This is a genomic window from Glycomyces terrestris, from assembly GCF_003933745.1.
GTDB classification, from domain to species: domain Bacteria; phylum Actinomycetota; class Actinomycetes; order Mycobacteriales; family Micromonosporaceae; genus Glycomyces; species Glycomyces terrestris.
Genome location: NZ_RSEB01000002.1, coordinates 297505 through 318892, shown reverse-complemented (window position 1 = coordinate 318892; position 21388 = coordinate 297505). Strand labels below are relative to the sequence as shown.

The following is a 21388-nucleotide window of genomic DNA, read 5'->3' as shown; positions in this document are numbered from 1 at the left end:
GCGGGCTCCTTCCGGTGGACGACGGACCCGGATGATTCTAGGCGGCGCGAACCGTCCCGGCGCCCGCTTGCCGGTCCTGAATCGGCCACGTCACGGAGGCCGCCCCCGCGGCGCGCCGCCGCGGGCGTCACCGCTCGAGCAGGATGGTGTTGGGGCCCACGTTGACGCTGGAGACGCGCATCATGGCCCCGAACTCGCCGGTCTCGACGTGCGCGCCGAGGGACCGCAGGTGGGCGGCGACGGCCTCGACCAGCGGCTCGGCCACCGGGCCGGGGGCCGCGGCGTTCCAGGAGGGCCGCCGGCCCTTGCGCGTGTCCGCGTAGAGCGTGAACTGGCTGACCAGCAGGATCGGGGCGTCCAGATCGGACGCCGAGCGCTCCCCCTCCATGATGCGGAGGCTCCAGATCTTCTCGGCGATCCAGCGCGCCTCCGCGGCTCCATCCGTGTGGGTGACGCCGACGAGGACGAGGAGGCCCGCGCCGATCGCGCCGACGCTGGTCCCGTCGACGGTGACGTCGGCCTCGGCGACGGTCTGCACGACTGCTCTCATGCCCCCGATCCTCCCCCACCGCGCAGGCGTACGCTCGAAGGGTGGGTCGGCGTGAGAAGACAGCGGTCATCACCGATGCGGCGATCTCCTTGGAAGAGGAGCGCCGCTACCGGACCGTCCGCTACGTCCTGATGATGTCCGTGCGCGGCGTCCTGGTCATCGTGTGCGGCATCCTCGTGATGGCCGACGCGCCGATGCTGTGGCTGTGGCTGATCTTCGGCGTCGCGGGCATGGCGGTCCTGCCGTGGCTGGCCGTGCTCCTGGCGAACGACCGGGTGGTCAAGCGCCCCGGCACGTTCTTCCACCGCCAGCGCCGCGCCGAGACGCTGCCGGCGCCCGACCGGCCCATGATCGATTCGGAGTTAGCGCCCCGTGCGTGGCAAGATTGACTGATCTTGCCCGCGCGACGAGGAGTGGATCAACGTGAGCGGACTTCCCGAGACCGGGACCGGCGGTCTGGACGGCGGCGGCTCCACCCTGCTGGAAGAGCAGACGCAGACCCAGCCGAACTACACGTACGAGGACGGCGACGAGGAGCGCTTCTCGCACTACGTGCCGAAGGACAAGCTCATGGCCGCCATGGTCGACGGCATCCCGGTGAAGGCCCTGTGCGGGAAGATGTGGGTCCCCTCGCGCGACCCCGACCGCTTCCCGATCTGCCCGCAGTGCAAGGAGATCTACGAGAAGATGCAGGGCTAGCGCGCCGCGCGGCTCTCACCTTCGTCCAGAGCGGCGGTGTGACCGGGATCTGCCTGCTATAACGCACAGGTGGAGACTGACATCGACCCGGGCTCCCTGAGTCTGGTGGCCGAGCTGCTCGGCATCGCCGTGTTCGCCGCCTCGGGCGCGAGCGCGGCGGTCGGCAAGCGGCTGGACCTGTTCGGCGTCGTCGTGATCGGGGCGCTGTGCGCCCTCGGCGGCGGCGCCCTGCGCGACATCCTCATCGACGCGAAGCCCTTGGCGCTCACCGACTGGCGGTACCCGCTGGTGGCGGTGCTCGCCTCGCTGGTGGTGTTCCGGTTCCACCCCGCGCTCTCGCGCATGCGCCCGACGATGCTCGTGCTCGACGCGGCCGGGCTGGCGCTGTTCACCGTGGTCGGGACGGTGAAGGGGCTCGACCACGGGTTCGCGGTCTACGCGGCTTGCATCGTCGGAGTACTCTCCGGTATCGGCGGGGGCATCCTGCGGGACGTCCTGGTCCAGGAGATCCCGGCGGTGCTCCGCGAGGACTTCTACGCGATGGCGGCGGCCGTCGGGGCGGTGATCGTCTCGGTGGGCGCGCGGTGGGAGTCGCAGATCGGGCACTGGACGCTGATGCTGATCGCCATCGCGGTGATCTTCGTTGTACGACTGGTGGCCATCAGGTATCGCTGGGAGGCCCCGAAGCCGAAATTCTGATCCTGTCTCCCGGGTTCGTGCCACCCTTCGCGCCGGGGGATCTGGAAACGCGAAAACCGCTGCAAGCTGGTACTCCCAAGCCCGGTGCCCGCCGGGCCTGGTGCGGGTTCCCCACCCGCACGGGAGGGAATGCAGCGAAAGGCGAATCCGATGGCACCTGTCGACAGCATCCGTCAGCGTCCGGCCCAGCGACCGGCGCAGCGCGCGACCGAGTACTCCGGCGACCCCGTGCGCGCCTATCTGAACGGCATCGGCAAGCACCGGCTGCTCACCGCCTCCGAGGAGGTCGAGTGCGCGAAGGCCATCGAGGCCGGCCTGATGGCCGAGTGCCGGATCTCCGAGACCACCGACCCCGACCTGCGCAGCGACCTCGCCCGGGTCGCCGCGGACGGCCGCGCGGCCAAGCAGCGGATGCTCGAGTCGAACCTGCGCCTGGTCGTCTCGGTCGCGAAGCGCTACTCCGGCGCGGGGATGAGCCTGCTCGACCTGATCCAGGAGGGCAACCTGGGCCTGATCCGCGCGGTCGAGAAGTTCGACTACCAGAAGGGCTACAAGTTCTCCACGTACGCCACGTGGTGGATCCGCCAGGCCATCAACCGGGCCGTCACCGACCAGTCCCGCACGATCCGCGTCCCGGCCCACACCGTGGACCAGATCAAGCGGATGAACCGGGTGCGCCAGGACCTCATGGCCGAGCTGGGCCGCGAGCCCCGCTACGAGGAGATCGCCCGCGAGCTCGACACGACCCCGGGCAAGGTCCTGGAGCTCATGTCCTACGACCGCGAGCCGGTGAGCCTGGACCAGACGGTCGGCGAGGACGACTCGACGGCGCTGGGCGACCTGGTCGCGCACCTGCCGCGCGAGCGCGCGAACGACGACGCGGTCTCGTACGCGCTGCTGCGCCGCCACATCGCGAACGTGCTGGCCTCGCTGCCGGAGCGGGAACAAACCGTCCTGCGCCTGCGTTTCGGTATCGACGACGGGCGCCAGCGCACGCTCGAGGAGGTCTCGGCCGATTTCGGGCTCTCGCGCGAGCGCGTCCGCCAGATCGAGAAGAACGCGCTGCACCGCCTCCGCCAGCCCGACTACGCGGGTCGGCTCGCCGACTATGTGGCCTGATCGCCGTATACCATTGGTGCAGACAGGGGGTCTGGCGGCTACTTGACCCACCCCGCTCGGTGCCCTGCGGGCGGACAAAGTGAAGGAACGAAGCTGTGACCACGGACCTCGTCGACACCACCGAGATGTACCTGCGCACGATCCTCGAGCTCGAGGAGGAGGGCGTCCCGGCGCTGCGCGCCCGGATCGCCGAGCGGCTCGAGCAGAGCGGCCCGACGGTCTCCCAGACCGTGGGCCGGATGCAGCGCCACGGGCTGCTGAACGTCAAGAGCGACCGCCACCTGGAGCTGACAGAGGAGGGCCGCCGCCAGGCGGTCGCGGTGATGCGCAAGCACCGCCTCGCCGAGCGGCTCCTGGTCGACGTCATCGGGATGTCGTACACGGAGGCGCACGACGAGGCGTGCAAGTGGGAGCACGTGATGAGCGACACCGTCGAGAAGCGCGTGTACGAGCTGCTCCAGCACCCCACCCGGTCCCCGTACGGCAACACGATCCCCGGCCTGACCGAGCTCGACGCGGCGGCCGTCCCGGCCGTGCACGAGAGCGACGAGCGCCCCATGAGCGTGGTCTCCCCCGGCGCGAAGGTGCGCGTCACGCGCCTGTGCGAGTCGGCGCAGACCCATCCCGACCTGCTGACCTCGCTGCACGAGGCGGGGGTCGACCCGGGCGCCGAGGTCGTCATCGACCGCCAGGACGGCGAGATCGCGGTGACGTCCGCGTCGCGCTCGCTGCGGCTGTCGGTCGACGCCGCCGCGAAGATCTTCGCCGTTCCGGTCGTTTAGTCCGAATCGCTTGGGGCGCAAGCCCTTTCGTCGCGACATCCGTCCACTGGCGTCACCCTCCGGAGTCTTGACCACCGGACTACCGGGGAGTAGGCTGACCAAAGCGTTGGAAACGGTTTCAACCGCGCGGCGGCCCGCAAGGGCGTCGGCCCGGCCGAAACCCCCCGAACTGCACTCCGCACCTGAGCGCCCTCCCCGCACCCCCGGCGGGGAGGGCGCTCGCGTGCGGAACGGAAGCGGCGGCCGCCGGAGGACCGGCGGCCGCCGCGCGTCTCAGCCGGCGGCTTCGGCGTGGGCGGCCTGGATGCCGGCGGCGATCTGGGTGAACCCGGCGACGAGGCCCTCGACCGCGGCCGGGTCGGTCCCGCCGGGGGTCGTGTACCGCATCTCGAAGATGGTGCCGCCGTCGTACCAGCCCATCTCCAGGGCCGGGCCGGCGCCGGTGTCCTCGGTGTGGACGATCCAGTAGGCGGCCTCGCCGAGGTCGTCGAGGGACTCGGCGCCGTCGGCGAGCTCCTCCTCGTACACCTCGACCGTGGCCTCGGTGCCGATGATGAACAGCGTCAGGTCCGGGTAGGCGGCCTCGCCGGTCTGGACGGCGCACGTCAGCTGCGCGGGCGCGTCCTCGCCCTCGGCCGCGCCGGGCCCGCCCGAGGCGAAGCGGAAGTCCTCGCCGGTGGTCGAGTTCAGGAGCGCGGAGTCGATGTACGGGCAGGCGCCCGCGGCGTCGGCGAGGTCGAGCTCGACCGGCGCGGAGCCCTCCTGGGTGGCGGCCTCCTCGTTGGCGGCGGTGTCGGCGGGCTCGCCGCCGGCCGGGGCGTTCTCGTCGCTGCACGCGCCGAGCGCCAGGAGCAGGGCCGCCGGGACGGCGACGAGCAGGCGCTTCACGACTCCTCCCCGCGGGCGACCTCGCGGCCGAGGGAGCCCCAATCGCTCCATGACCCGATGTAGACCGGCGGCGTGGGCCGGCCGGCGGCGGTGAGCGCGAGGGCGCTGCGGGCCGCGCCGACGCCCGAGCCGCAGTAGAACGCGGGCGCCTCCAGCGGCTCGTAGCGGGCGCGCACGCGGTCGAGGTCGGTCAGGTCGTCCTCGGCGAGGAAGCGGTTGACGGCGCCGGGGATGTGCCCGGCGACGGGGTCGACCGGCTCGAACTCGCCGCGGTAGCGCTCGGGCGAGCGCACGTCGACCAGGTCGTGCTCGGCGGCCCAGGCGGCGGCGCCGTCGGCGTCGAGGACCGGCAGGCTCCCGGGCCGCACGGTCAGGTCCCCCTCCGGCCGCTGCGGCGCCTGGGTCTCCAGCGGGAGCCCGGCGCCCGTCCACGCCGTGATCCCGCCGGTGAGGACGCGCACGTCCTCGACGCCGGCCCAGCGGAGCGTCCACCAGGTGCGGGCGGCGGACATGAGGTCGCCGTCGTCGTAGACGAGGACCGCGTCGCCGTCGTTCAGTCCGGCGGCGCGCAGGACCGCTTGGAGCGCTTCGGGATCGGGCAGCGGGTGGCGGCCGCCCACGGCGCCGACCGGGCCGCAGACGTCCCGGTCGAAGTCGAGCCAGACGGCCCCGGGGAGATGCCCGGCGGCGTACTCGGCTTCCTTCGAGGGCCCGCCGAGCGTCCACCGGACGTCGATGCGGACCGCCTCCGACCAGGCCGCGGCCTGGTCGGCATCGATCAATGGCCTCATGGGGTCAGGTTATAGGAGGTGCGCGTTGGGCGCTTCGGCCGCCGCCGCGAATTCGGGCATCTCGGTCACGAGCACGCCGGTCTCGCGCAGGTACGCGTCGCCGCCGGGCGCGTCGACGAAGTTCGCGGGCTCGCGCAGGGCGTACGCGACGCGCGCGACCCCGGCCTCCGACAGCAGGCGCGCGCACGGCCTGGGCCGGGAGGCGCGGCGCGCGCACGGCTCCATCGACGAGTAGGCGACCGCGCCCCTCGCGGCCGCGCCGGCCTGGCGGAGGGCGACCTCCTCGGCGTGGTCGTGGGGGCCCTCGGCGCGGGACCAGCCCTCGCCCACGACCTCGCCGTGCGCGACGATCACGGCCCCGACGCTGAACGCGGTCTCGGAGGGCGGGCAGCGGCGGGCGAGGTCGCACGCGCGCGCCATCCACCGCTCGTCGTCCTCATCGGAGGGTCGATGGGTCCCGGGGGGCGTCGTCTCCGCATGCTGCACGGTCCCCACCGTACCGGTCGGTACTCGGCCAGGGCGGCAGCCCGCGTCCGTTGCCGCGGGCCGATACCATGTGGGAGTCCCCCGACACTCCAGCCACGGTGACGTGCGCGCGGGCGGAGATCCGCGAGTAATTCGAGTTGAGGTGCAGCAGTTTTGGCCGTCCAGTCCCCTCCAGCGCCGACCCAGGCGCCGCCCGCGGGCGGCCGCGCCGTGCAGCCCGCCCCCGGCGCGGCTCCCGGGCGGCGGATCGACCGGGTCGCGGCCGCGCTGCGCCAGACGCCCGGCCAGCTGCGGGGCGTGCTCGCGATCCTGGCCGCGCTCATCCTCGGCGCCGGGATCACCGGCATGACCTCGATCCTGGCGAAGTCCGCGGTGATCGAGGAGACCACCAGCCAGTCCGGTCGCCTTTCGGTGGCCGCGCTCCAGCTGTACCAGGCGCTCTCGCAGGCCGACGCGACCGCGGCCTCCTCGTACCTGACGACCGGCACGCCGTCCGAGGCGATGAACGACGCCTACCGGACCGCGCTGCGCGACGCCACCGTGGCGCTCGCGACCGCCGCCGGCGAGGTCAAGACCGGCGCCGACGTCGAGCTCGTGGCCGAGCTGAACGCGCGCCTGCCGGTGTACACGGGCCTGGTCGAGACCGCCCGCACGTTCAACCGGCTCGGCGAGCCGGTCGGCGCGACGTACCAGGAGCAGGCGTCCACGCTCATGCGCGAGCAGATGCTGCCGTCGGCGCACACGCTCCAGGAGAACGCGCTCGCGCAGCTGACCGAGTCCCGCGACGGCGCCGCGGCCTTCCCGTACGCGGCCGCCGTGCTCGTCCTGGCCGCGCTCGGCACCCTCGTGTGGGCCCAGCTGTGGCTCTCGCGCAAGACGAACCGCACGTTCAACCTGGGGCTCGTCGGCGCCACCGTCCTGCTCGTGGTCTTCGCGGGCTGGCTCGCGATGGCCTCGCTCGCCTCCGCGAGCCACACCGGCCGCTCCCACGACGACGGCTCGCGGCCCCTCGAACTGCTCGCCGAGGCCGAGATCGCGGCCCAGCAGGCGCGCGCCGAGGAGTCGCTCCTGCTCATCGCCCGCGGCGAGGACCAGCAGGCCGCCGACCGCTACGCCGAGCACATGGCCGAGCTCGCCGCCGAGGGCGGCCTGCTCGACCAGCTCGACCGGCAGTTCAGCGGCGACGCCGAGCTCGCCGGCTCCATCGACGCCGCCCGCGAGGCGGCCACCGCGTGGGGCAACGGGCACGGCGAGGTCGTCAAGCTCGCCCAGGAGGGCAGCTACACCGACGCCGTGGCCCTCGCGGTCGGCGAGGACGAGGGCAGCCTCCAGACGTCCTTCAACGCGCTCAACGAGGCCCTGACGGCCGCCACCGAGACCAGCGCCGACCGGTTCGTCGAGGCCACCGTCGACGCCCAGCGGTCCCTCTCGGGCGCCGCCGCCGGCCTCGCGGCGCTCTCCCTGGCGGCGCTCATCAGCGCCGCCGTCGGCATCCAGATGCGAGTTGCGGAGTACTACGCATGATTCGATTCGCGAAGACGGCGGTCGCCGCGGCCGCCGCGTGCCTGATCCTGGCCGCGTGCACCAGCCCCGCGAACATGGAGCCGCCGGAGGTCGACGTGCCGACGCCGCTGCCGGAGGGCATCGACTTCGACCCCGACGCCAGCCCCGCCGCGCCCGACACCAGCTGCGACCCGCTCGCCTCGTACAACCCCGGGTCCGTCACGGCCGAGCAGGCGCGGGCCACGCTCGACAACCCCGAGCAGATCAGCATCGGGATCAGCCAGTCCACGAACCTCATGGGCTACCGCGACCCCGAGACGAACACCCTCGCCGGCTTCGACATCGACATCGCCACCGAGATGGTCAAGGCCGTCATGGGCGACGCCACGAAGGTCCGCTGGGTGCCGATGACCTCCGGCGAGCGCGAGACGGCCCTCGCCGAGGACCGCGTCGACATGGTCGTGCGCACCATGTCGATCACGTGCGAGCGCTGGGAGAAGGTCGAGTTCTCCACCGAGTACTACCACGCGGGCCAGCGGCTCCTGGTCACCAAGGAGTCCGGGATCGCCGGCCTCGCCGAGATGACCGGCGACCAGCAGGTGTGCACCGGCGCGAGCTCGACCTCGGTCGGGAACATCGCGGCCGTGAACGCCGAGGTCCAGCCGGTCACCGTGCCCGACTTCAACGACTGCCTGGTGCTGCTCCAGCAGGGCACCGTCGACGCGGTCGCGATCGACGACACGATCCTCGCGGGCATGGCCGTGCAGGACCCGACGCTCCAGGTCGTGGGCGAGGCGTTCTCGGTCGAGTCGTACGGGATCGCGTTCCAGAAGGGCAACACCGACCTCGCGCGGTTCGTGAACGGCGCCCTGGCGGCCATGATCGCCGACGGCCGCTGGCAGGCGTCGTACGACGAGTGGCTCGCGGGCCCGCTCGCGGCCGAGGCCGCCGCGCTGACCACGAAGTACCGGGATTGAGGGAACGCATGAGCGACCAGCAGCCGCCGCCCGAGCACACCCAGCGGTACCAGCCCGGCCAGTACCAGCAGCCGCAGACCGAGGAGAGCGACACGCTCGCGGTCCGCCGGCGCATGTCCACCCCGCCGCCCGTGCCGCCGCAGCCGGGCTTCGCGCCGCAGCCGCCGGGCCCGTCCGCGCCCTCGGCGCCCCCGCCGGGGACGGCGGCCCTGTCGCCGCCGAGCATGACGACGCCCGTCGGACCGCCCGTGCCGCACGCGAACCAGGCGCAGGTCGCTCCCGCCAACCAGGGGCAGGTGGCACCCGCCAATCAGGCGCAAGTGGCGCAGTCGCAGCAGGTCGTGCCCGCCAACGCGGTCGCGTCGCCGCCGCCCGCGCCCTACCGAGCCCCGGCCGCGCCGCTGCCGCAGCCGATCACCGGGCCGGTGACCCGCTCGACGACGTCCAGCACCCGCCAGCGCGGGGGCCTCTCGGACATCCCGCCGGTGCCGCCGCGCGACCCCGCCGAGGCGGTCCTGGCGAACCCGCAGGTGCCCGAGCACAAGCGGTTCTGCTCCTCGTGCGGCAAGCCGGTGGGGCGCCCGCAGGCGGGCCGCGCCGGGCGCGTGGAGGGCTTCTGCCCGTACTGCCGCGCCAGGTACTGGTTCACGCCGGCGCTCAACCCCGGGGACCTGCTGTCGGACCGGTACGAGGTGCTCGGCGCGATCGCGCACGGCGGCCTCGGCTGGATCTACCTCGCGAACGACAAGAACTTCGACGACGACCTGACGCAGCGCTGGGTGGTCATCAAGGGCCTCATCAACACCTCGGACGAGGACGCGATCGAGGCCGCGATCAACGAGCGGCGGTTCCTGGTCGGGATCGACCACCCGAACGTGGTCGACATCCACGACTTCGTCACCTCCGCCGACCCGCGCTCGGGGCAGCTCCAGTCGTACATCGTCATGGAGTACATCGCCGGGAAGTCGCTGCGGGACATCAGGGACGCGGTCGACGAGAACGGCGAGCGCAAGCCGCTGCCGCTGGAGCAGGTGCTCACCTACACCGCGGAGCTGCTGCCGGCGTTCAGCTACCTGCACGACCGCAACCTGCTGTTCTGCGACTTCAAGCCGGACAACATCATCCACGTCGAGACCTGGCTCAAGCTCATCGACCTCGGGGCCGTGCGGCACGCCGAGGACATGGAGTCGGCGATCTACGGGACGCCCGGGTACTCGGTGCCGAACGACGAGATCCTCTCCGTGGGGCCCTCGGTGACCTCGGACCTGTACACGATCGGCCGCTCGATGGCGGTGCTGGCCTTGGACTTCAAGGGCTTCACCAGCACCTACCGCGACAAGCTGCCGCCGGCGTCGGAGGCGCCGCAGTTCGCCGAGTACGGGTCGTTCCACCGGCTCCTGCTGCGCGCCTGCCACATCGACCCGCGCTCGCGGTTCCAGGACGCCGACGACATGCGCACGCAGGTGCGCGGGGTCCTGCACGAGGTCCAGTCGGTGCAGCGCGGCGAGCCGCGGTTCGAGCCGTCCACGCTGTTCTCTGGCGAGCAGGCGGTGTTCGGCGAGCCGGACGTGGAGTACGACGTGCACGCGATCGGCGACCCGTTCGTCGTGGCGCACGCGCTGCCGACCCCGATGGTGGACCTGGCCGACCCGATGGCCGCGTTCCTCGCGACGCAGCAGGCCACGGACGTCAACGGCATCCTCGCGGAGCTGAACTCGGCGCCGCAGCAGAGCCCGGAGGTGCAGCTGCGGCGGGTGCGGACCCTGGTGAACGCCGGGGAGCTGCACCAGGCCGCGGCGGTGCTCGACCAGTTCGCGCAGCGCGAGGGCAACACGTGGCAGGTGACGTGGCTGCGCGGGATCATCTCGCTGCTGGCCGCCGACTTCGCCACGGCCGCGGCGCACTTCGACGCGGTGTACTCGCACCTGCCCGGAGAGCTGTCGCCGCGCCTGGCGCTGGCCGCGTGCGCGGAGCTGGCCGGGCGCAACGACCTGGCGCTGCCGCACTACACGCGGATCTGGACCTGCGACCACCGGTTCGTGTCGGCCGCGTACGGGCGGGCGCGCCTGCTCGACCTCGAAGGCAACTCGACCGACGCGATCACGACGCTGCACCAGGTCCCGAAGACCTCGGCGCAGTACGGGATCGCGCAGACCGCGGCGATCCAGACGGCGCTGCACTCGCGCACCTCGCCGCCGTCGCTGCTGGACCTGCACCACATGGCGGGGCGCCTCGACGAGCTCAAGCTCGAACCGCGGCGCCGGCACCTGGTGTCGACCCGGATCCTGCACCAGGCGCTCGACACCGTGGTGCGCACCGGACCGGCCGGCGAGCCGCCGATCTTCGGGGCCCGCCCCGAGGAGCGCGAGCTGCGCCTGGCGCTGGAGCGGGCCTACCGGGACCTCGCCCACGCCTGCACCCGCAGGGAGGACCAGGTGTACTACTTCGACCTGGCCAACCGCCACCGCCCCCGCACGATGCTGTAGCGAAGGAGCCCTATGCAGCCCTCACCCACCATGGGCGCCGCGAAGCGTTGCACCGCTTGCGGTCTGCCGGCAGACCTCGGCCGCTACTGCGAGGACTGCGGCGGGGAGTTGGAGGAGTTCGAGGTCCCCGCCGAGGCCGTCGCGTGGCGATCCTCGGCGGCGGTCGAGGAGAATCCCGACCACCCCGGCGGGTCCGACGACCACCTGTCGTTCGAGATGCCCGGCATCGGCGCGGCGACGGACGTCGGGAAGCGCCACCACTACAACCAGGACTCGATCGCGATCGCGCTGGCCGAGGACGGCCGCAAGATCGCGGTGGTGTGCGACGGCGTCTCGGGCGCCTCGGACTCCGAGCGCGCGTCACTCGCAGGGGTGGAAGCGGCTGTGACGGAGATCCGACTCGCGCTGGCCGAGGGCCTGTCGGCGGAGGACGCGTCGCGGCGCGGGGTGGGCGCGGCCCACTCGGCGGTGGCCGCGGTCGGCAAGCAGTACCCGAACTCGCCGCCGTCGTCGACGTACGTGTCGGCGGTCGTCGAGGGGAACCAGGCGGTCCTGTGCTGGGTCGGCGATTCGCGAGCGTACTGGGCCGGCGAGAAGGAGGCGCGGTGCCTGACGGTGGACGACACCATCCAGGCCCGGCTGGAGTACCAGGGGGTGGACCCCGCGGACGAGCGGTACCGCAACCCGTATGCGAAAGCCCTGCTGGCATGGCTCGGGGCGGACGCGCCGACGCTGAACCCGAACCTCCTCCGCGTGGATCTGGGCGGGGGGCATGTCGTAGTGTGCAGCGATGGTCTGTCGCGTTATTTCAATGACGATCACGACCTTCTGCCACTGCCGGACGGCAGCGTTGGCGAGAAGGCGGTAGCGTTGACACGACAAGCGCTCGCCAACGGCGGGCATGACAACATCAGTGTCGCGGTGGTGGAACTCGAATCCCCCGGTTCGGTCCAGGTCGACGAACGCGCGCGCGAGCGCGCGGACCAGGGCGCTCCGGACGGGGAGAACGGGCCCGCCCCGCTGAACGGTGTCGTCAGCGAGGCCGAGTACACCCAAATGCTTGGAGGGGGACGACCTTGACCTACCAGCCGACCTACGGCGGTGCCCCACAGCCGGGCGGGTACCAGTGCGCGTGCGGGGCGTTCCCGCAGGCGCAGTTCTGCGAGCAGTGCGGAACCCCCAACCCGGCGTGGCAGCAAGGCCAGCCTCCGCAGTCCCCCGCCGCGTTCGGGCAGGGCTACCCGTCGAACGACCCCTACGGGCAGCCCGACCCGTACGGCCAGCAGCAGCAGGGCGGGTACGGGCAGGACCCGTACGGCCAGCCGCAGCAGCAGGACCCCTACGGGCAGCAGCAGGGCTACGGCCAGGACCCGTACGGGCAGCAGTCGCAGCCGCAGGGCGGCTACGGCCAGCAGGACCCGTACGGCCAGCAGCAGGGCGGGTACGGCCAGGACCCGTACGGCCAGCCCCAGCAGCAGGGTTACGGGCAGGACCCCTACGGGCAGCCGCAGCAGCAGGACCCGTACGGGCAGCAGCCGGGCGGGTACGGGCAGGACCCCTACGGGCAGCCCTCGCAGCCGCAGGACCCGTACGGCCAGCCGCAGCAGGACCCGTACGGGCAGCAGCCCGGCGGGTACGGCCAGGACCCGTACGCGCAGCAGTCGTACGCGCCGACGTCGGCGCCTCCCGGTCCGCCTCCGGGCGTGCCGGCCGCGCCGTTCGGCGCCCCGACCTCGGCGCCGCCCTCGACGGGCACCGGCGGGTTCTCGATGCCGGACGCGCAGCCGAGCGACCTCGCGTCGAACTACGCGCCTCCCGGGCAGACCGCGACCCGCTGGGGCGTGGCCGTCACCGCGGACCAGGGCTACTTCAACAAGGTCGCGGCCTCGGACGGGGCCTCGCAGCTCCAGTACCCGTCGTTCGCGAAGCCCCGCCGCTTCCCGCTCGACAAGGGCGAGCTGACGATCGGCCGCTACTCGGCGAAGCGCGGGATCACGCCGGACATCGACCTGTCGGGCGATGTCGCGGACCCGGGCGTGAGCGCGCAGCACGCGCGCCTGTTCGCCAAGCCGGACGGCTCGTGGACGATCATGGACGTCGGCTCCTCGAACGGCACGTTCCTCAACGGCTCCGACGAGCCGCTGGCGCCGAACGTGGAGTTCCCGGTCGGGGACGGCACCTACATCAACATCGGCGCGTGGACGCGGCTGACGATCCACTACGAGGGCTGAGACGCAGACTGAAGGGCCGGGTCGTTCGACCCGGCCCTTTCGCGTCCCCTACGCGCCCTTGACGAACCGGATCACGCGGCTGTTGACGGCCGGGCTCACCAGGATCTTGCGGTGGCCCAGGCCCTCGGTCGCCATGAGCTCGGCGCCGGGCCAGGCGGCGGCGAGGGACTCGCCGTGCCGGAACGGGTTGGGGCGGTCGCGGCGGTCGTGGACGATGAGCGCCGGGGAGGGCACGTCGAGGCCGCGCAGCGAGAAGTCGTCGAGCTTGACGCCGGCCTTGGCCTCGCCGAGGGGCGCCAGGCGGTCCATGATGCGCGGGCCGACCGGGACGATCGCGCCGATGGTGTCGCGGAAGCCCTCCTTGCCGCCGATGAACGGGGCGAGCATCGCCAGGCGCACGCCCGTGAGGTCCACGCCGTTCATGAGCAGGCCGTGGACGGCGCTCAGGCAGCCCATGGAGTGGCCGACGACGGCGTGCGGGTCGCCGAACTTGGCGAGGACGACGCCCATGGCCTCGACGAGGTGGACGCCGTTGGCGTGCCGGTCGCCCCACGGGCCGGGACCGGAGTTGCCGTGGCTGGGGGCGTCGAAGGCGACGACGCGGAAGCCGGAGGCGACGAGGCCGGCGGCGATGAACCTGAAGTCGCCGGTGGAGCCGCCCCAGCCGTGGACGAGGTAGACGAGGGGGCCCTCGCCCCAGTCGTAGCCCCACACGGTGGTGCCGAGGCAGTCGAGTTCGAAGACCGACGCGCCCGCGGGGGCCGCGCCCCGCAGGCGCTTCTCGGGGCCGGCGGGGAGCCGGAACCACATCTCGCACAGGAACTTCGCGGCCGGTCCGGGCGCGAGGTGCTCGGCGGCGGAGAACGCCGACCTGATGTACCAGGGAGCACGAACGGTCGTGCTTTTTTGAGTCGAGGCGGGGGCGGTGGTCGCCATGAGCGTGGCCTTCCTGGTCTGGGTCAGGGACGGTGGCTGTCGATCAGCCGGTTGAACGCCGCCCAAGCGCGGTCGGCGGCGTCGGGATAGGACAGGATGCGGCTCATCCAGTTGTAGGACAGCAGGACGCCGAAGACCTCCTGCGCGACCTGGAAGACGTCGGTGTCTTCGGCGAGCTCGCCCTCGGCGACCGCCGTGGAGGCGATGCGCGCGAGGGAGTCGAGGAGCAGGCGCTGCTCGGACTCCATGCGGTCGTGCAGGGGTCCGGGCAGGTCGTCGAACTCGGCCGCGGCCGCCAGGAACAGGCAGCCACCGGGCCGGGAGTACCAGGCCATCCAGTTCTCGACCAGGGCCTGGAGCCGGGTGGTGCCGCGCGGCTTGGCCAGCGCGGGCCGGAAGACCTCCTCGGTGAACTGCTCGGTGTTGCGTTCCATGCACGCGAGCTGGAGGGCTTCCTTGGACTTGAAGTGGGCGTACACCCCGGACTTGGACATGTCGGCGGCGGCCGCGAGCGACCCGATGGTCAGCCCGGACAGGCCCGAGTACCGGGCCATGCGCACGGCCACGTCGAGGATGGCCTGCCTGGTGAGTTCGCCCTTCCGCACCCCGTCAAAATAGCACGGTCGTGCTCGAAAAATCTAGGCGCTGGCGTACAGCGTGGTCGTGAACTCGATGATGAGCCAGTTCGAGGCCGTCTCGGTCGTGACGGACGTGACCTCCGCGAGGGCGAGCTGGAGGCTCCCGGTGTACAGGCACAGCGTCATGCCCTGCGTCAGCGGGGCCGCGCCCGGGTCCCACGGGTCGATCGTCCAGTCCAGGGCCGGGTCGGAGCCGTCGATCTCGGCCCAGCACTCCTCGGGCGTGACGCCCGCGTCGTAGAAGGTGCCGTACGCGCCGCTCGGCGTGTACAGGACGTTCGACAGGCCCGTGTTGGTGTCGTAGTCGATGTCGCACGGGTTCAGGATCAGGTCCGTGTACGAGGCCGGCGAGTCGCTGGTGAGGTACTCGACGTAGATCCCGCTCTGCGTCTCGATGTCGTCGAAGTCGACCATCGCGTACTGGCAGGTCGTGGCCGAGTCGAAGGTGGTCGTGAGCGTGACGGTCTCGCCGGAGTACACCTCGGTCCAGCCCGTCTCCTCGGGCGCGGTGGTCTCCTCGGCCGGCTCGGTGGTCTCCGGGTCGTCGGACTGGCTGACCGGGTCCTCGCCACTCTGGGAGACGGCCTCGGTCGGGTCGTCGTCGGGGTCGCCGCCGCTGTTGAGGAACCACACCAGGCCGCCGATGATGGCGATCGCGAGGATCGAGGCGATCACGGTGATGCCGATGGCCGTGGCGTTCGAGCCCTGCTGCGGCGGGATCGGCGGCGGCCCGTACACCGGCTGGCCCGGATACTGCGGGGCCTGCTGCGGCTGCGTGTACTGCATGGACGGGTACTGGCCGGGCGCCGGCCCCGGGGAGGGCGGGCCGGGCGAGACCTGGCCGGGCGCGTAGCCGCCCGGGGACGGCGGCGGCGCGGTCGGCTGCTGGTAGGGCGTCTGCGGCTGGTACGGCGGCGAGGTCACCGGGTGCAGCGGCGGGGCCGAGGCGGGCACGGCCGAGGTCGGGAACGCGGAGGCGGGCGCGGCGGGCGCCGGCTGGTCGAACACGGACGAGGGCGCGTTCGGCGTCGCCGGGGGCGCGGCGGCGGCGTCGTCGACGAGGGTCGAGGACACCCCGGCGTCCCCCAGGAGGCTCGACAGCTGCCAGCGCTGGCGCTCGGCGAGGGCGTTCACGGCGTCGGGCCAGGGGCGCGTGGAGGGCGCCACGGGGCCGATGAGCGACATGAGCTCGGCCGGGGTGGGCCGGGCCCCGGGCAGGCGGACGAGGCAGCGCTCGACGATCGAGCGCAGGCGCGGCGTGAGCCCCGACAGGTCCGGCTGGGAGCGGACCACGTTGTTCAGCGTCTCGAGGGTGGAGGCGGCCGCGAAGGGGCTGCGGCCGGTGGCGGCGAGCACGAGGACCGAGCCGAGCGAGAACACGTCGCTGGCGGCCGAGACGGTGCCGGACTCGGCCTGCTCGGGCGACATGAACCCGGGCGTGCCGATGACGCCGCCGGTCTTGGTCAGGTTCGTGTCGGTGATGCCGTCGGCGGCGCGGGCGATGCCGAAGTCGATCACGCGGGGGCCGTCGGCGGCGAGGATCACGTTGGCGGGCTTGAGGTCCCGGTGGACCATGCCCGCGCCGTGGATCGCGGCGAGCGCCGAGGCGAGGCCGGCCGCGAGGCGCAGCACCGTGGCCTCGGGGAGCGGCCCGGAGGACTCCACGACGTCCTTCAGGTTGGGGCCCACCAGGAACTCGGAGGCGAGCCACGGGACGGCGTCGTCGGGCCCGGCGTCGATGACGGCGGCCGTGTAGGCGCCGGCGACCTGCTTGGACGCGGCGACCTCGCGGCGGAAGCGGGCCCGGAACTCCTCGTCCTGGCTGAGCGCGGCCGCGATGAGCTTGACGGCCACGGGCCGCCCGTCCGGGGCGCTGGCGAGGAAGACTCGGCCCATGGCGCCGCGGCCGAGTTCGGCGATGGTCCGGTAGGGACCGATCCGTTCGGGATCGCCGGGAGCCAGGGACTGCATTGATGCCTCCGGGGAGCGAGGGGCGGGCGGTGACCCCATTCTATTGCCGTTGTGCCAGTTCGCACTGGACGCGTCTGTCGTCTCCTTTGGGACACAAGCGGATCAGAGCACGCGAAAGGGGCCGTTCCGGCGGTGCGGAACGGCCCCTCGGACTGCTGTCGTTACTTAGCTGCAACCGCTGGTGGCGCCGCAGCCCTCGCAGGCGTAGCAGGAGCCGGCCGGGCGCATCTTGGTGCCGCAGTTCATGCACAGGGGCGCGTCGGCGCTGCGGGCCTGGGCCGAGGTGAGGACGTCCAGGCGGGACCGCTTCGACTCGATCGCGACGCGGTCGGCCACGGCCTCCTCGATGGGCGCGGAGGCGCGGAGCGCGTCGAGGTCGACCTCGGGCTGCGAGACCTTGGCGGGGTCTTCGCCGTTGAGCTCGGCCGTGCGCTCGGCGGTGGTGAGGATGCCGATCGCGGCGCGCTCCTCGTACGGCAGGTAGTCCAGGGCCAGGCGGCGGAAGATGTAGTCGACCACCGAGGAGGCCATGCGGATGTCCGGGTCGTCGGTCATGCCGGCCGGCTCGAAGCGCATGTTCGTGAACTTCTCGACGTACTTCTCCAGCGGCACCCCGTACTGGAGCGCGATCGAGATCGACACCGACAGGGCGTCCATGACGCCCGCGAGGGTCGAGCCCTGCTTGGACATCTTGAGGAAGACCTCGCCGAGGCCGTCGTCCGGGTACGACGAGGAGGTCATGTAGCCCTCCGCGCCGCCGACCGAGAACGAGATCGTCTGGCTCGGGCGCTTCTTGGGGAGCTTGCGGCGGACGGGGCCGTGCGCGGCCACCGTCTCGATCGCCTTCTCCACGGCCTCCTCGACCGCCTGCTCCACTTCCTTCTTCTTCGCGGAGAGCGGCTGGCCGACCTTGCAGTTGTCGCGGTAGATCGCGAGGGCCTTGAGGCCGAGCTTCCAGCCCTGGAAGTAGACCTCCTCGATGTCCTCGACGGTCGCGGACTCGGGCAGGTTCACGGTCTTGGAGATCGCGCCGGACAGGAAGGGCTGCACCGCGGCCATCATGAGCACGTGGCCCATCGGGGCGATCGCCCGCTCGCCCATGGCGCAGTCGAACACCGGGTAGTGCTCCTCGCGCAGGGCCGGGGCGCCGACGACGTGGCCGTGGTCGGCGATGTAGTCGATGATGGCCTTGCGGTCGTCCTCGTCGTAGCCCAGGCGGGTCAGGGCCCGCGGCACGGACTGGTTGACGATCTCCATGGAGCCGCCGCCGACGAGCTTCTTGTGCTTGACGAGCGCCAGGTCCGGCTCGATGCCGGTGGTGTCGGCGTCCATCATGAACGAGATGGTGCCGGTCGGGGCGAGCACCGACGCCTGGGCGTTGCGCCAGCCGTTGACGGCGCCGATCTCGTTGCCCTTGGCCCACTCGGCCTTCGCCGCCTCCAGGACAGTGGCGTCGACGTCGCCGAAGGTCGCGACCGCGTCGGCGGCCGCGGCGTGCTTGGCCATGACGCGCTGGTGCGGCTCGGCGTTCCGCTCGTAGCCGGCGTAGGGGCCGACGGCCCCGGCGAGCTCGGCGGAGCGGCGGTAGGAGACGCCGGTCATGAGCGCGGTGATGGCGGCGGCCAGGGCCCGGCCCTCGTCGGAGTCGTACGCGTAGCCCGAGGTCATGAGCAGCGCGCCGAGGTTCGAGTAGCCGATGCCGAGCTGGCGGTAGGCGCGGGTGGTCTCGCCGATCTTCTCGGTCGGGAAGTCCGCGAAGGAGATCGAGATCTCCATGGCGGTGATGACGAACTCGACGGTCTTGGTGAACCGCTCGACGTCGAACGAACCGTCCTCGCCGAGGAACTTCATCAGGTTGAGGCTGGCGAGGTTGCACGAGGAGTCGTCGAGGCTCATGTACTCCGAGCACGGGTTGGACGCGTAGATGCGGTCCGTGTTCGGGTTGGTGTGCCAGTCGTTGATGATGTCGTCGTACTGGATGCCCGGGTCGGCGCACTCCCACGCGGCCTGGGCCATGCGGCGGAAGACCTCGCGGGCGTCGCGGCGGGCGATCTCCTCGCCGGTCTGGCGGGCGGTGAGGGCGTAGTCGCCGCCCTCCTCGACGGCCTTCATGAACACGTCGGAGACGCGGACCGAGTTGTTGGCGTTCTGGTACTGGACCGAGAACATGTCCTCGCCGCCGAGGTCGACGTCGAAGCCGGCGTCGCGCAGGGCCCGGATCTTGTCCTCCTCGCGGGCCTTGGTGTCGATGAACGCCTCGATGTCGGGGTGGTCGACGTCGAGGACGACCATCTTCGCGGCCCGGCGGGTCGCGCCGCCGGACTTGATGGTGCCGGCCGAGGCGTCGGCGCCGCGCATGAAGCTGATCGGGCCGGAGGCGTTGCCGCCGGAGGAGAGCAGCTCGGCGGAGGCGCGGATCTTGGAGAGGTTGACCCCGGCGCCGGAGCCGCCCTTGAAGATCATGCCCTCTTCCTTGTACCAGTCGAGGATCGACTCCATGGTGTCGTCCACGCTGAGGATGAAGCACGCGGAGACCTGCTGGGGCGCGGCGGTGCCGACGTTGAACCAGACCGGGGAGTTGAAGCTGAAGTACTGGTGCAGCAGGAGCCAGGTGAGCTCGTCGGCGAAGATCTGCGCGTCCTCGGCGGTCGCGAAGTAGCCGTACTTCTCGCCGGCGTTGTGGTACGCCTGCACGACGCGGTCGATGACCTGCTTGAGGCCGGTCTCGCGCTGCGGGGTGCCCAGGGCGCCGCGGAAGTACTTGGAGGTGACGATCTGGGTCGCGTTCTGGCTCCAGAAGGCCGGGAACTCGACGCCGCGCTGCTCGAAGTTGATCGAGCCGTCGCGCCAGTTGGTCATGACGACGTCGCGGGACTCCCACTCGACCTCGTCGTACGGGTGGACCCCGGGGGTCGTGAAGACCCGCTCGACCGTGAGCCCCTTCGCGGGCGCGCTCGCGGTCTTCTTGGCGGTCCTGGTCGTCGTCGCGGCGCCTTCGGCGGCCTTGGTGGTCTTCGGCATGTCTCCTCGCCCCTGTCTGCTCATGCCTCGGTGTTCGGGAATCGGTTGTTGCGGGGGTGGTGGTCTCAGCCGCCGTTGCGGGCGGCGTGCTCCTCGCGGAGCTGGACGATCGCGGCCTCGAAGTCCTCCAGGGACTCGAAGCTCTGGTAGACGCTGGCGAAGCGCAGGTAGGCGACTTCGTCGAGCTGCCGCAGCGGCTTCAGGATGGCCAGTCCGACCTCGTTGCTGGGGACTTCGGCGGCCCCGCGGGAGCGGATCTCGTCCTCGACGGCCTGGGCCAGCAGCGCGACGTCGTCGGCGTCCACGGGACGGCCCTGGCAGGCCTTGAGGACGCCGCTGGCGACCTTGGAGCGGCTGAACGGCTCCGTGACGCCGCTGCGCTTGACGACGGCGAGGATGGACTCCTCGACGGTCGTGAAGCGCTTCTCGCACTCCTGGCACACCCGGCGGCGGCGGATGATCTTGCCGTCCTCGGCCTCGCGGGAGTCCACGACCCGGCTGTCGGGATGACGACAGTAAGGGCATCGCATGTCGCTAGTCTCCTTCTACGACCATCGTCTCGCGGACCTCCGACGTCCTCGGCGCCCCGCTGCGTCCTCGCGCCGGGGCCAGTCTGCCTCGTGCCGATCCGGCATCGCAGCCAACCCCAACACCTAGTGAGAGACGATACAGCAAACCACAAGATCTAGTGTCAAGAATAGCGCGGAACCGCCGGTCATGATCACGGGGGCGATGCGAGGGCGGAGCCTCGGTCAACCAGGCCGCGTCGCATTATCGTTCACCCGTTCGGGTGATTACCGATCGAAACACATTCCTACCAGCGCGGCGACACGCCGATGTCGCACGAATGTTTGACTAGAACCAGCACGTGAGTTACATTGTCGGAATCAGACATACCGTCCCATTTGTCTTACAGGAGCCTCCTGTGGCTAGCGAGACCACGACATCCCGGCCGAAAACGCGCAAACTGACGCGTCGGCAGCAGCAAGTCCTCGAGTACATCGAGGAGTTCATCAACAACAAGGGCTACCCTCCGAGCGTCCGCGAGATCGGGGCCGAGGTCGGCCTCGCCTCCGCCTCCTCCGTCGCGTACCAGATGAAGCAGCTCGAGCGGAAGGGCTACCTCAACCGCCTGGCCGGGCGGCCGCGCGCGGTCGGGGTCCGCCAGTCCACGCCGGGCGGCGTCCAGACCTGCTCCCAGCACCCGCGCCCCCGCTACGTCCCGATGGTCGGCGAGATCGCCGCGGGGCAGCCGATCCTGGCCGAGGAGCGCGACTACGACGTCATGCCCCTGCCGGCCGAGTTCGTGGGCGAGGGCGTGCACTTCCTCCTGCGCGTCAAGGGCGACTCGATGACCGAGGCCGCCATCACCGACGGCGACTGGGTCGTGGTGCGCCAGCAGCCCGACGCGCTCAACGGCGAGATCGTGGCCGCGATGATCGACGGCGAGGCCACCGTGAAGACCTGGAAGCGCAAGAACGGCAAGCCGTGGCTGCTCCCGGCGAACGCCCTGTACGACCCGATCGACGCGAGCGAGGCGGAGATCCTCGGCCGCGTGGTCGCGGTGCTCCGCAAGATCTAGACCCCCGAGCCGCGCCGACGGGCGCGGTC

20 protein-coding genes are annotated in these 21388 nt (G+C 71.7%); 11 read left to right on the top strand and 9 right to left on the bottom strand.

Annotated elements, in window-relative coordinates; translation table 11 throughout:
- Positions 1–127: 127 nt before the first annotated feature.
- A complete protein-coding gene (gene dtd / locus EIW28_RS07025; protein ID WP_125247006.1) occupies positions 128–550 on the bottom strand; it encodes a D-aminoacyl-tRNA deacylase in 423 nt (140 codons plus the stop codon).
- Between the two features lie 41 nt (positions 551–591).
- Between dtd and EIW28_RS07020 the strand changes: the two genes are divergently transcribed.
- From EIW28_RS07020 to EIW28_RS07000, 5 genes are all read left to right on the top strand, one after another.
- The gene (locus EIW28_RS07020) at positions 592–939 is read left to right on the top strand and encodes a DUF3099 domain-containing protein (RefSeq protein WP_125247005.1); all 348 of its coding nucleotides are present in this window, start codon (positions 592–594) and stop codon (positions 937–939) included.
- Positions 940–973: 34 nt separating this feature from the next.
- Positions 974–1249 carry a DUF3039 domain-containing protein gene (locus EIW28_RS07015; RefSeq protein WP_232013834.1) on the top strand — a complete coding sequence of 92 codons (276 nt, stop codon included), beginning with the start codon at positions 974–976 and terminating at the stop codon, positions 1247–1249.
- A 69-nt stretch (positions 1250–1318) separates the two neighbouring features.
- The gene (locus EIW28_RS07010; RefSeq protein WP_232013833.1) at positions 1319–1948 is read left to right on the top strand and encodes a trimeric intracellular cation channel family protein; all 630 of its coding nucleotides are present in this window, start codon (positions 1319–1321) and stop codon (positions 1946–1948) included.
- Between the two features lie 150 nt (positions 1949–2098).
- On the top strand, positions 2099–3067 hold the full coding sequence (locus EIW28_RS07005; RefSeq protein ID WP_125247004.1) for a sigma-70 family RNA polymerase sigma factor: 969 nt from the start codon (positions 2099–2101) through the stop codon (positions 3065–3067).
- A gap of 95 nt (positions 3068–3162) precedes the next feature.
- Positions 3163–3849 carry a metal-dependent transcriptional regulator gene (locus tag EIW28_RS07000; protein WP_125247003.1) on the top strand — a complete coding sequence of 229 codons (687 nt, stop codon included), beginning with the start codon at positions 3163–3165 and terminating at the stop codon, positions 3847–3849.
- A 273-nt stretch (positions 3850–4122) separates the two neighbouring features.
- On the opposite strand, the gene EIW28_RS06995 is transcribed toward EIW28_RS07000, so the two are convergent.
- The 3 genes from EIW28_RS06995 to EIW28_RS06985 are packed head-to-tail and all read right to left on the bottom strand — an operon-like array spanning position 4123 to position 6014.
- The gene (locus EIW28_RS06995; protein ID WP_125247002.1) at positions 4123–4737 is read right to left on the bottom strand and encodes a hypothetical protein; all 615 of its coding nucleotides are present in this window, start codon (positions 4735–4737) and stop codon (positions 4123–4125) included.
- The gene (locus EIW28_RS06990) at positions 4734–5528 is read right to left on the bottom strand and encodes a sulfurtransferase (protein WP_125247001.1); all 795 of its coding nucleotides are present in this window, start codon (positions 5526–5528) and stop codon (positions 4734–4736) included. Before EIW28_RS06990 ends, EIW28_RS06995 begins: the two co-directional genes overlap by 4 nt.
- Before the next feature lie 9 nt (positions 5529–5537).
- Entirely contained in the window at positions 5538–6014 is a 477-nt protein-coding gene (locus EIW28_RS06985; protein WP_197717132.1) for a deaminase, read from the bottom strand.
- 153 nt (positions 6015–6167) lie between these two features.
- Between EIW28_RS06985 and EIW28_RS06980 the strand changes: the two genes are divergently transcribed.
- Genes EIW28_RS06980 through EIW28_RS06960 form a run of 5 tightly spaced genes read left to right on the top strand, consistent with a single transcriptional unit; the run spans position 6168 to position 13211 of the window.
- Positions 6168–7538 (top strand): hypothetical protein, encoded by a 1371-nt coding sequence (locus EIW28_RS06980; protein WP_125247000.1) that lies wholly within the window; start codon positions 6168–6170, stop codon positions 7536–7538.
- Positions 7535–8494, top strand: coding sequence for a glutamate ABC transporter substrate-binding protein (locus tag EIW28_RS06975; RefSeq protein WP_125246999.1), 960 nt, complete (start codon positions 7535–7537; stop codon positions 8492–8494). The genes EIW28_RS06980 and EIW28_RS06975 overlap by 4 nt, the downstream gene beginning before the upstream one ends.
- Before the next feature lie 8 nt (positions 8495–8502).
- The gene (locus tag EIW28_RS06970; protein WP_125246998.1) at positions 8503–10980 is read left to right on the top strand and encodes a serine/threonine-protein kinase; all 2478 of its coding nucleotides are present in this window, start codon (positions 8503–8505) and stop codon (positions 10978–10980) included.
- Positions 10981–10992: 12 nt separating this feature from the next.
- The gene (locus EIW28_RS06965; protein ID WP_125246997.1) at positions 10993–12060 is read left to right on the top strand and encodes a PP2C family protein-serine/threonine phosphatase; all 1068 of its coding nucleotides are present in this window, start codon (positions 10993–10995) and stop codon (positions 12058–12060) included.
- Positions 12057–13211, top strand: a complete 1155-nt coding sequence (locus EIW28_RS06960; protein WP_125246996.1) for an FHA domain-containing protein — start codon at positions 12057–12059, stop codon at positions 13209–13211. The genes EIW28_RS06965 and EIW28_RS06960 overlap by 4 nt, the downstream gene beginning before the upstream one ends.
- A gap of 48 nt (positions 13212–13259) precedes the next feature.
- Here EIW28_RS06960 and EIW28_RS06955 read toward each other — a convergent pair whose 3' ends face one another.
- The 5 genes from EIW28_RS06955 to nrdR form a co-directional block, all read right to left on the bottom strand.
- Positions 13260–14147, bottom strand: coding sequence for an alpha/beta fold hydrolase (locus tag EIW28_RS06955; protein WP_125246995.1), 888 nt, complete (start codon positions 14145–14147; stop codon positions 13260–13262).
- A gap of 23 nt (positions 14148–14170) precedes the next feature.
- Positions 14171–14752, bottom strand: a complete 582-nt coding sequence (locus tag EIW28_RS06950; RefSeq protein WP_125246994.1) for a TetR/AcrR family transcriptional regulator — start codon at positions 14750–14752, stop codon at positions 14171–14173.
- 33 nt (positions 14753–14785) lie between these two features.
- Positions 14786–16756 carry a serine/threonine-protein kinase gene (locus EIW28_RS24470; RefSeq protein ID WP_187350580.1) on the bottom strand — a complete coding sequence of 657 codons (1971 nt, stop codon included), beginning with the start codon at positions 16754–16756 and terminating at the stop codon, positions 14786–14788.
- A gap of 165 nt (positions 16757–16921) precedes the next feature.
- Entirely contained in the window at positions 16922–19777 is a 2856-nt protein-coding gene (locus tag EIW28_RS06940; RefSeq protein ID WP_125246993.1) for a vitamin B12-dependent ribonucleotide reductase, read from the bottom strand.
- Between the two features lie 65 nt (positions 19778–19842).
- Entirely contained in the window at positions 19843–20307 is a 465-nt protein-coding gene (gene nrdR, locus EIW28_RS06935; protein WP_125246992.1) for a transcriptional regulator NrdR, read from the bottom strand.
- Positions 20308–20702: 395 nt separating this feature from the next.
- Here nrdR and lexA point away from each other — a divergent pair, with 395 nt between their 5' ends.
- Entirely contained in the window at positions 20703–21359 is a 657-nt protein-coding gene (gene lexA / locus EIW28_RS06930) for a transcriptional repressor LexA (RefSeq protein ID WP_197717131.1), read from the top strand.
- Positions 21360–21388 lie beyond the last annotated feature (29 nt).

Bases quoted from the DNA above. Each gene is read 5' to 3' on its own strand.
- EIW28_RS07005 (WP_125247004.1), top strand. From the start codon at position 2,099: ATGGCACCTGTCGACAGCATCCGTCAGCGTCCGGCCCAGCGACCGGCG.
- dtd (WP_125247006.1), bottom strand. From the start codon at position 550: ATGAGAGCAGTCGTGCAGACCGTCGCCGAGGCCGACGTCACCGTCGAC.
- EIW28_RS06965 (WP_125246997.1), top strand. From the start codon at position 10,993: ATGCAGCCCTCACCCACCATGGGCGCCGCGAAGCGTTGCACCGCTTGC.
- EIW28_RS06990 (WP_125247001.1), bottom strand. From the start codon at position 5,528: ATGAGGCCATTGATCGATGCCGACCAGGCCGCGGCCTGGTCGGAGGCG.
- EIW28_RS24470 (WP_187350580.1), bottom strand. From the start codon at position 16,756: ATGCAGTCCCTGGCTCCCGGCGATCCCGAACGGATCGGTCCCTACCGG.
- EIW28_RS06955 (WP_125246995.1), bottom strand. From the start codon at position 14,147: ATGGCGACCACCGCCCCCGCCTCGACTCAAAAAAGCACGACCGTTCGT.
- nrdR (WP_125246992.1), bottom strand. From the start codon at position 20,307: ATGCGATGCCCTTACTGTCGTCATCCCGACAGCCGGGTCGTGGACTCC.
- EIW28_RS06970 (WP_125246998.1), top strand. From the start codon at position 8,503: ATGAGCGACCAGCAGCCGCCGCCCGAGCACACCCAGCGGTACCAGCCC.
- EIW28_RS06940 (WP_125246993.1), bottom strand. From the start codon at position 19,777: ATGCCGAAGACCACCAAGGCCGCCGAAGGCGCCGCGACGACGACCAGG.
- EIW28_RS06975 (WP_125246999.1), top strand. From the start codon at position 7,535: ATGATTCGATTCGCGAAGACGGCGGTCGCCGCGGCCGCCGCGTGCCTG.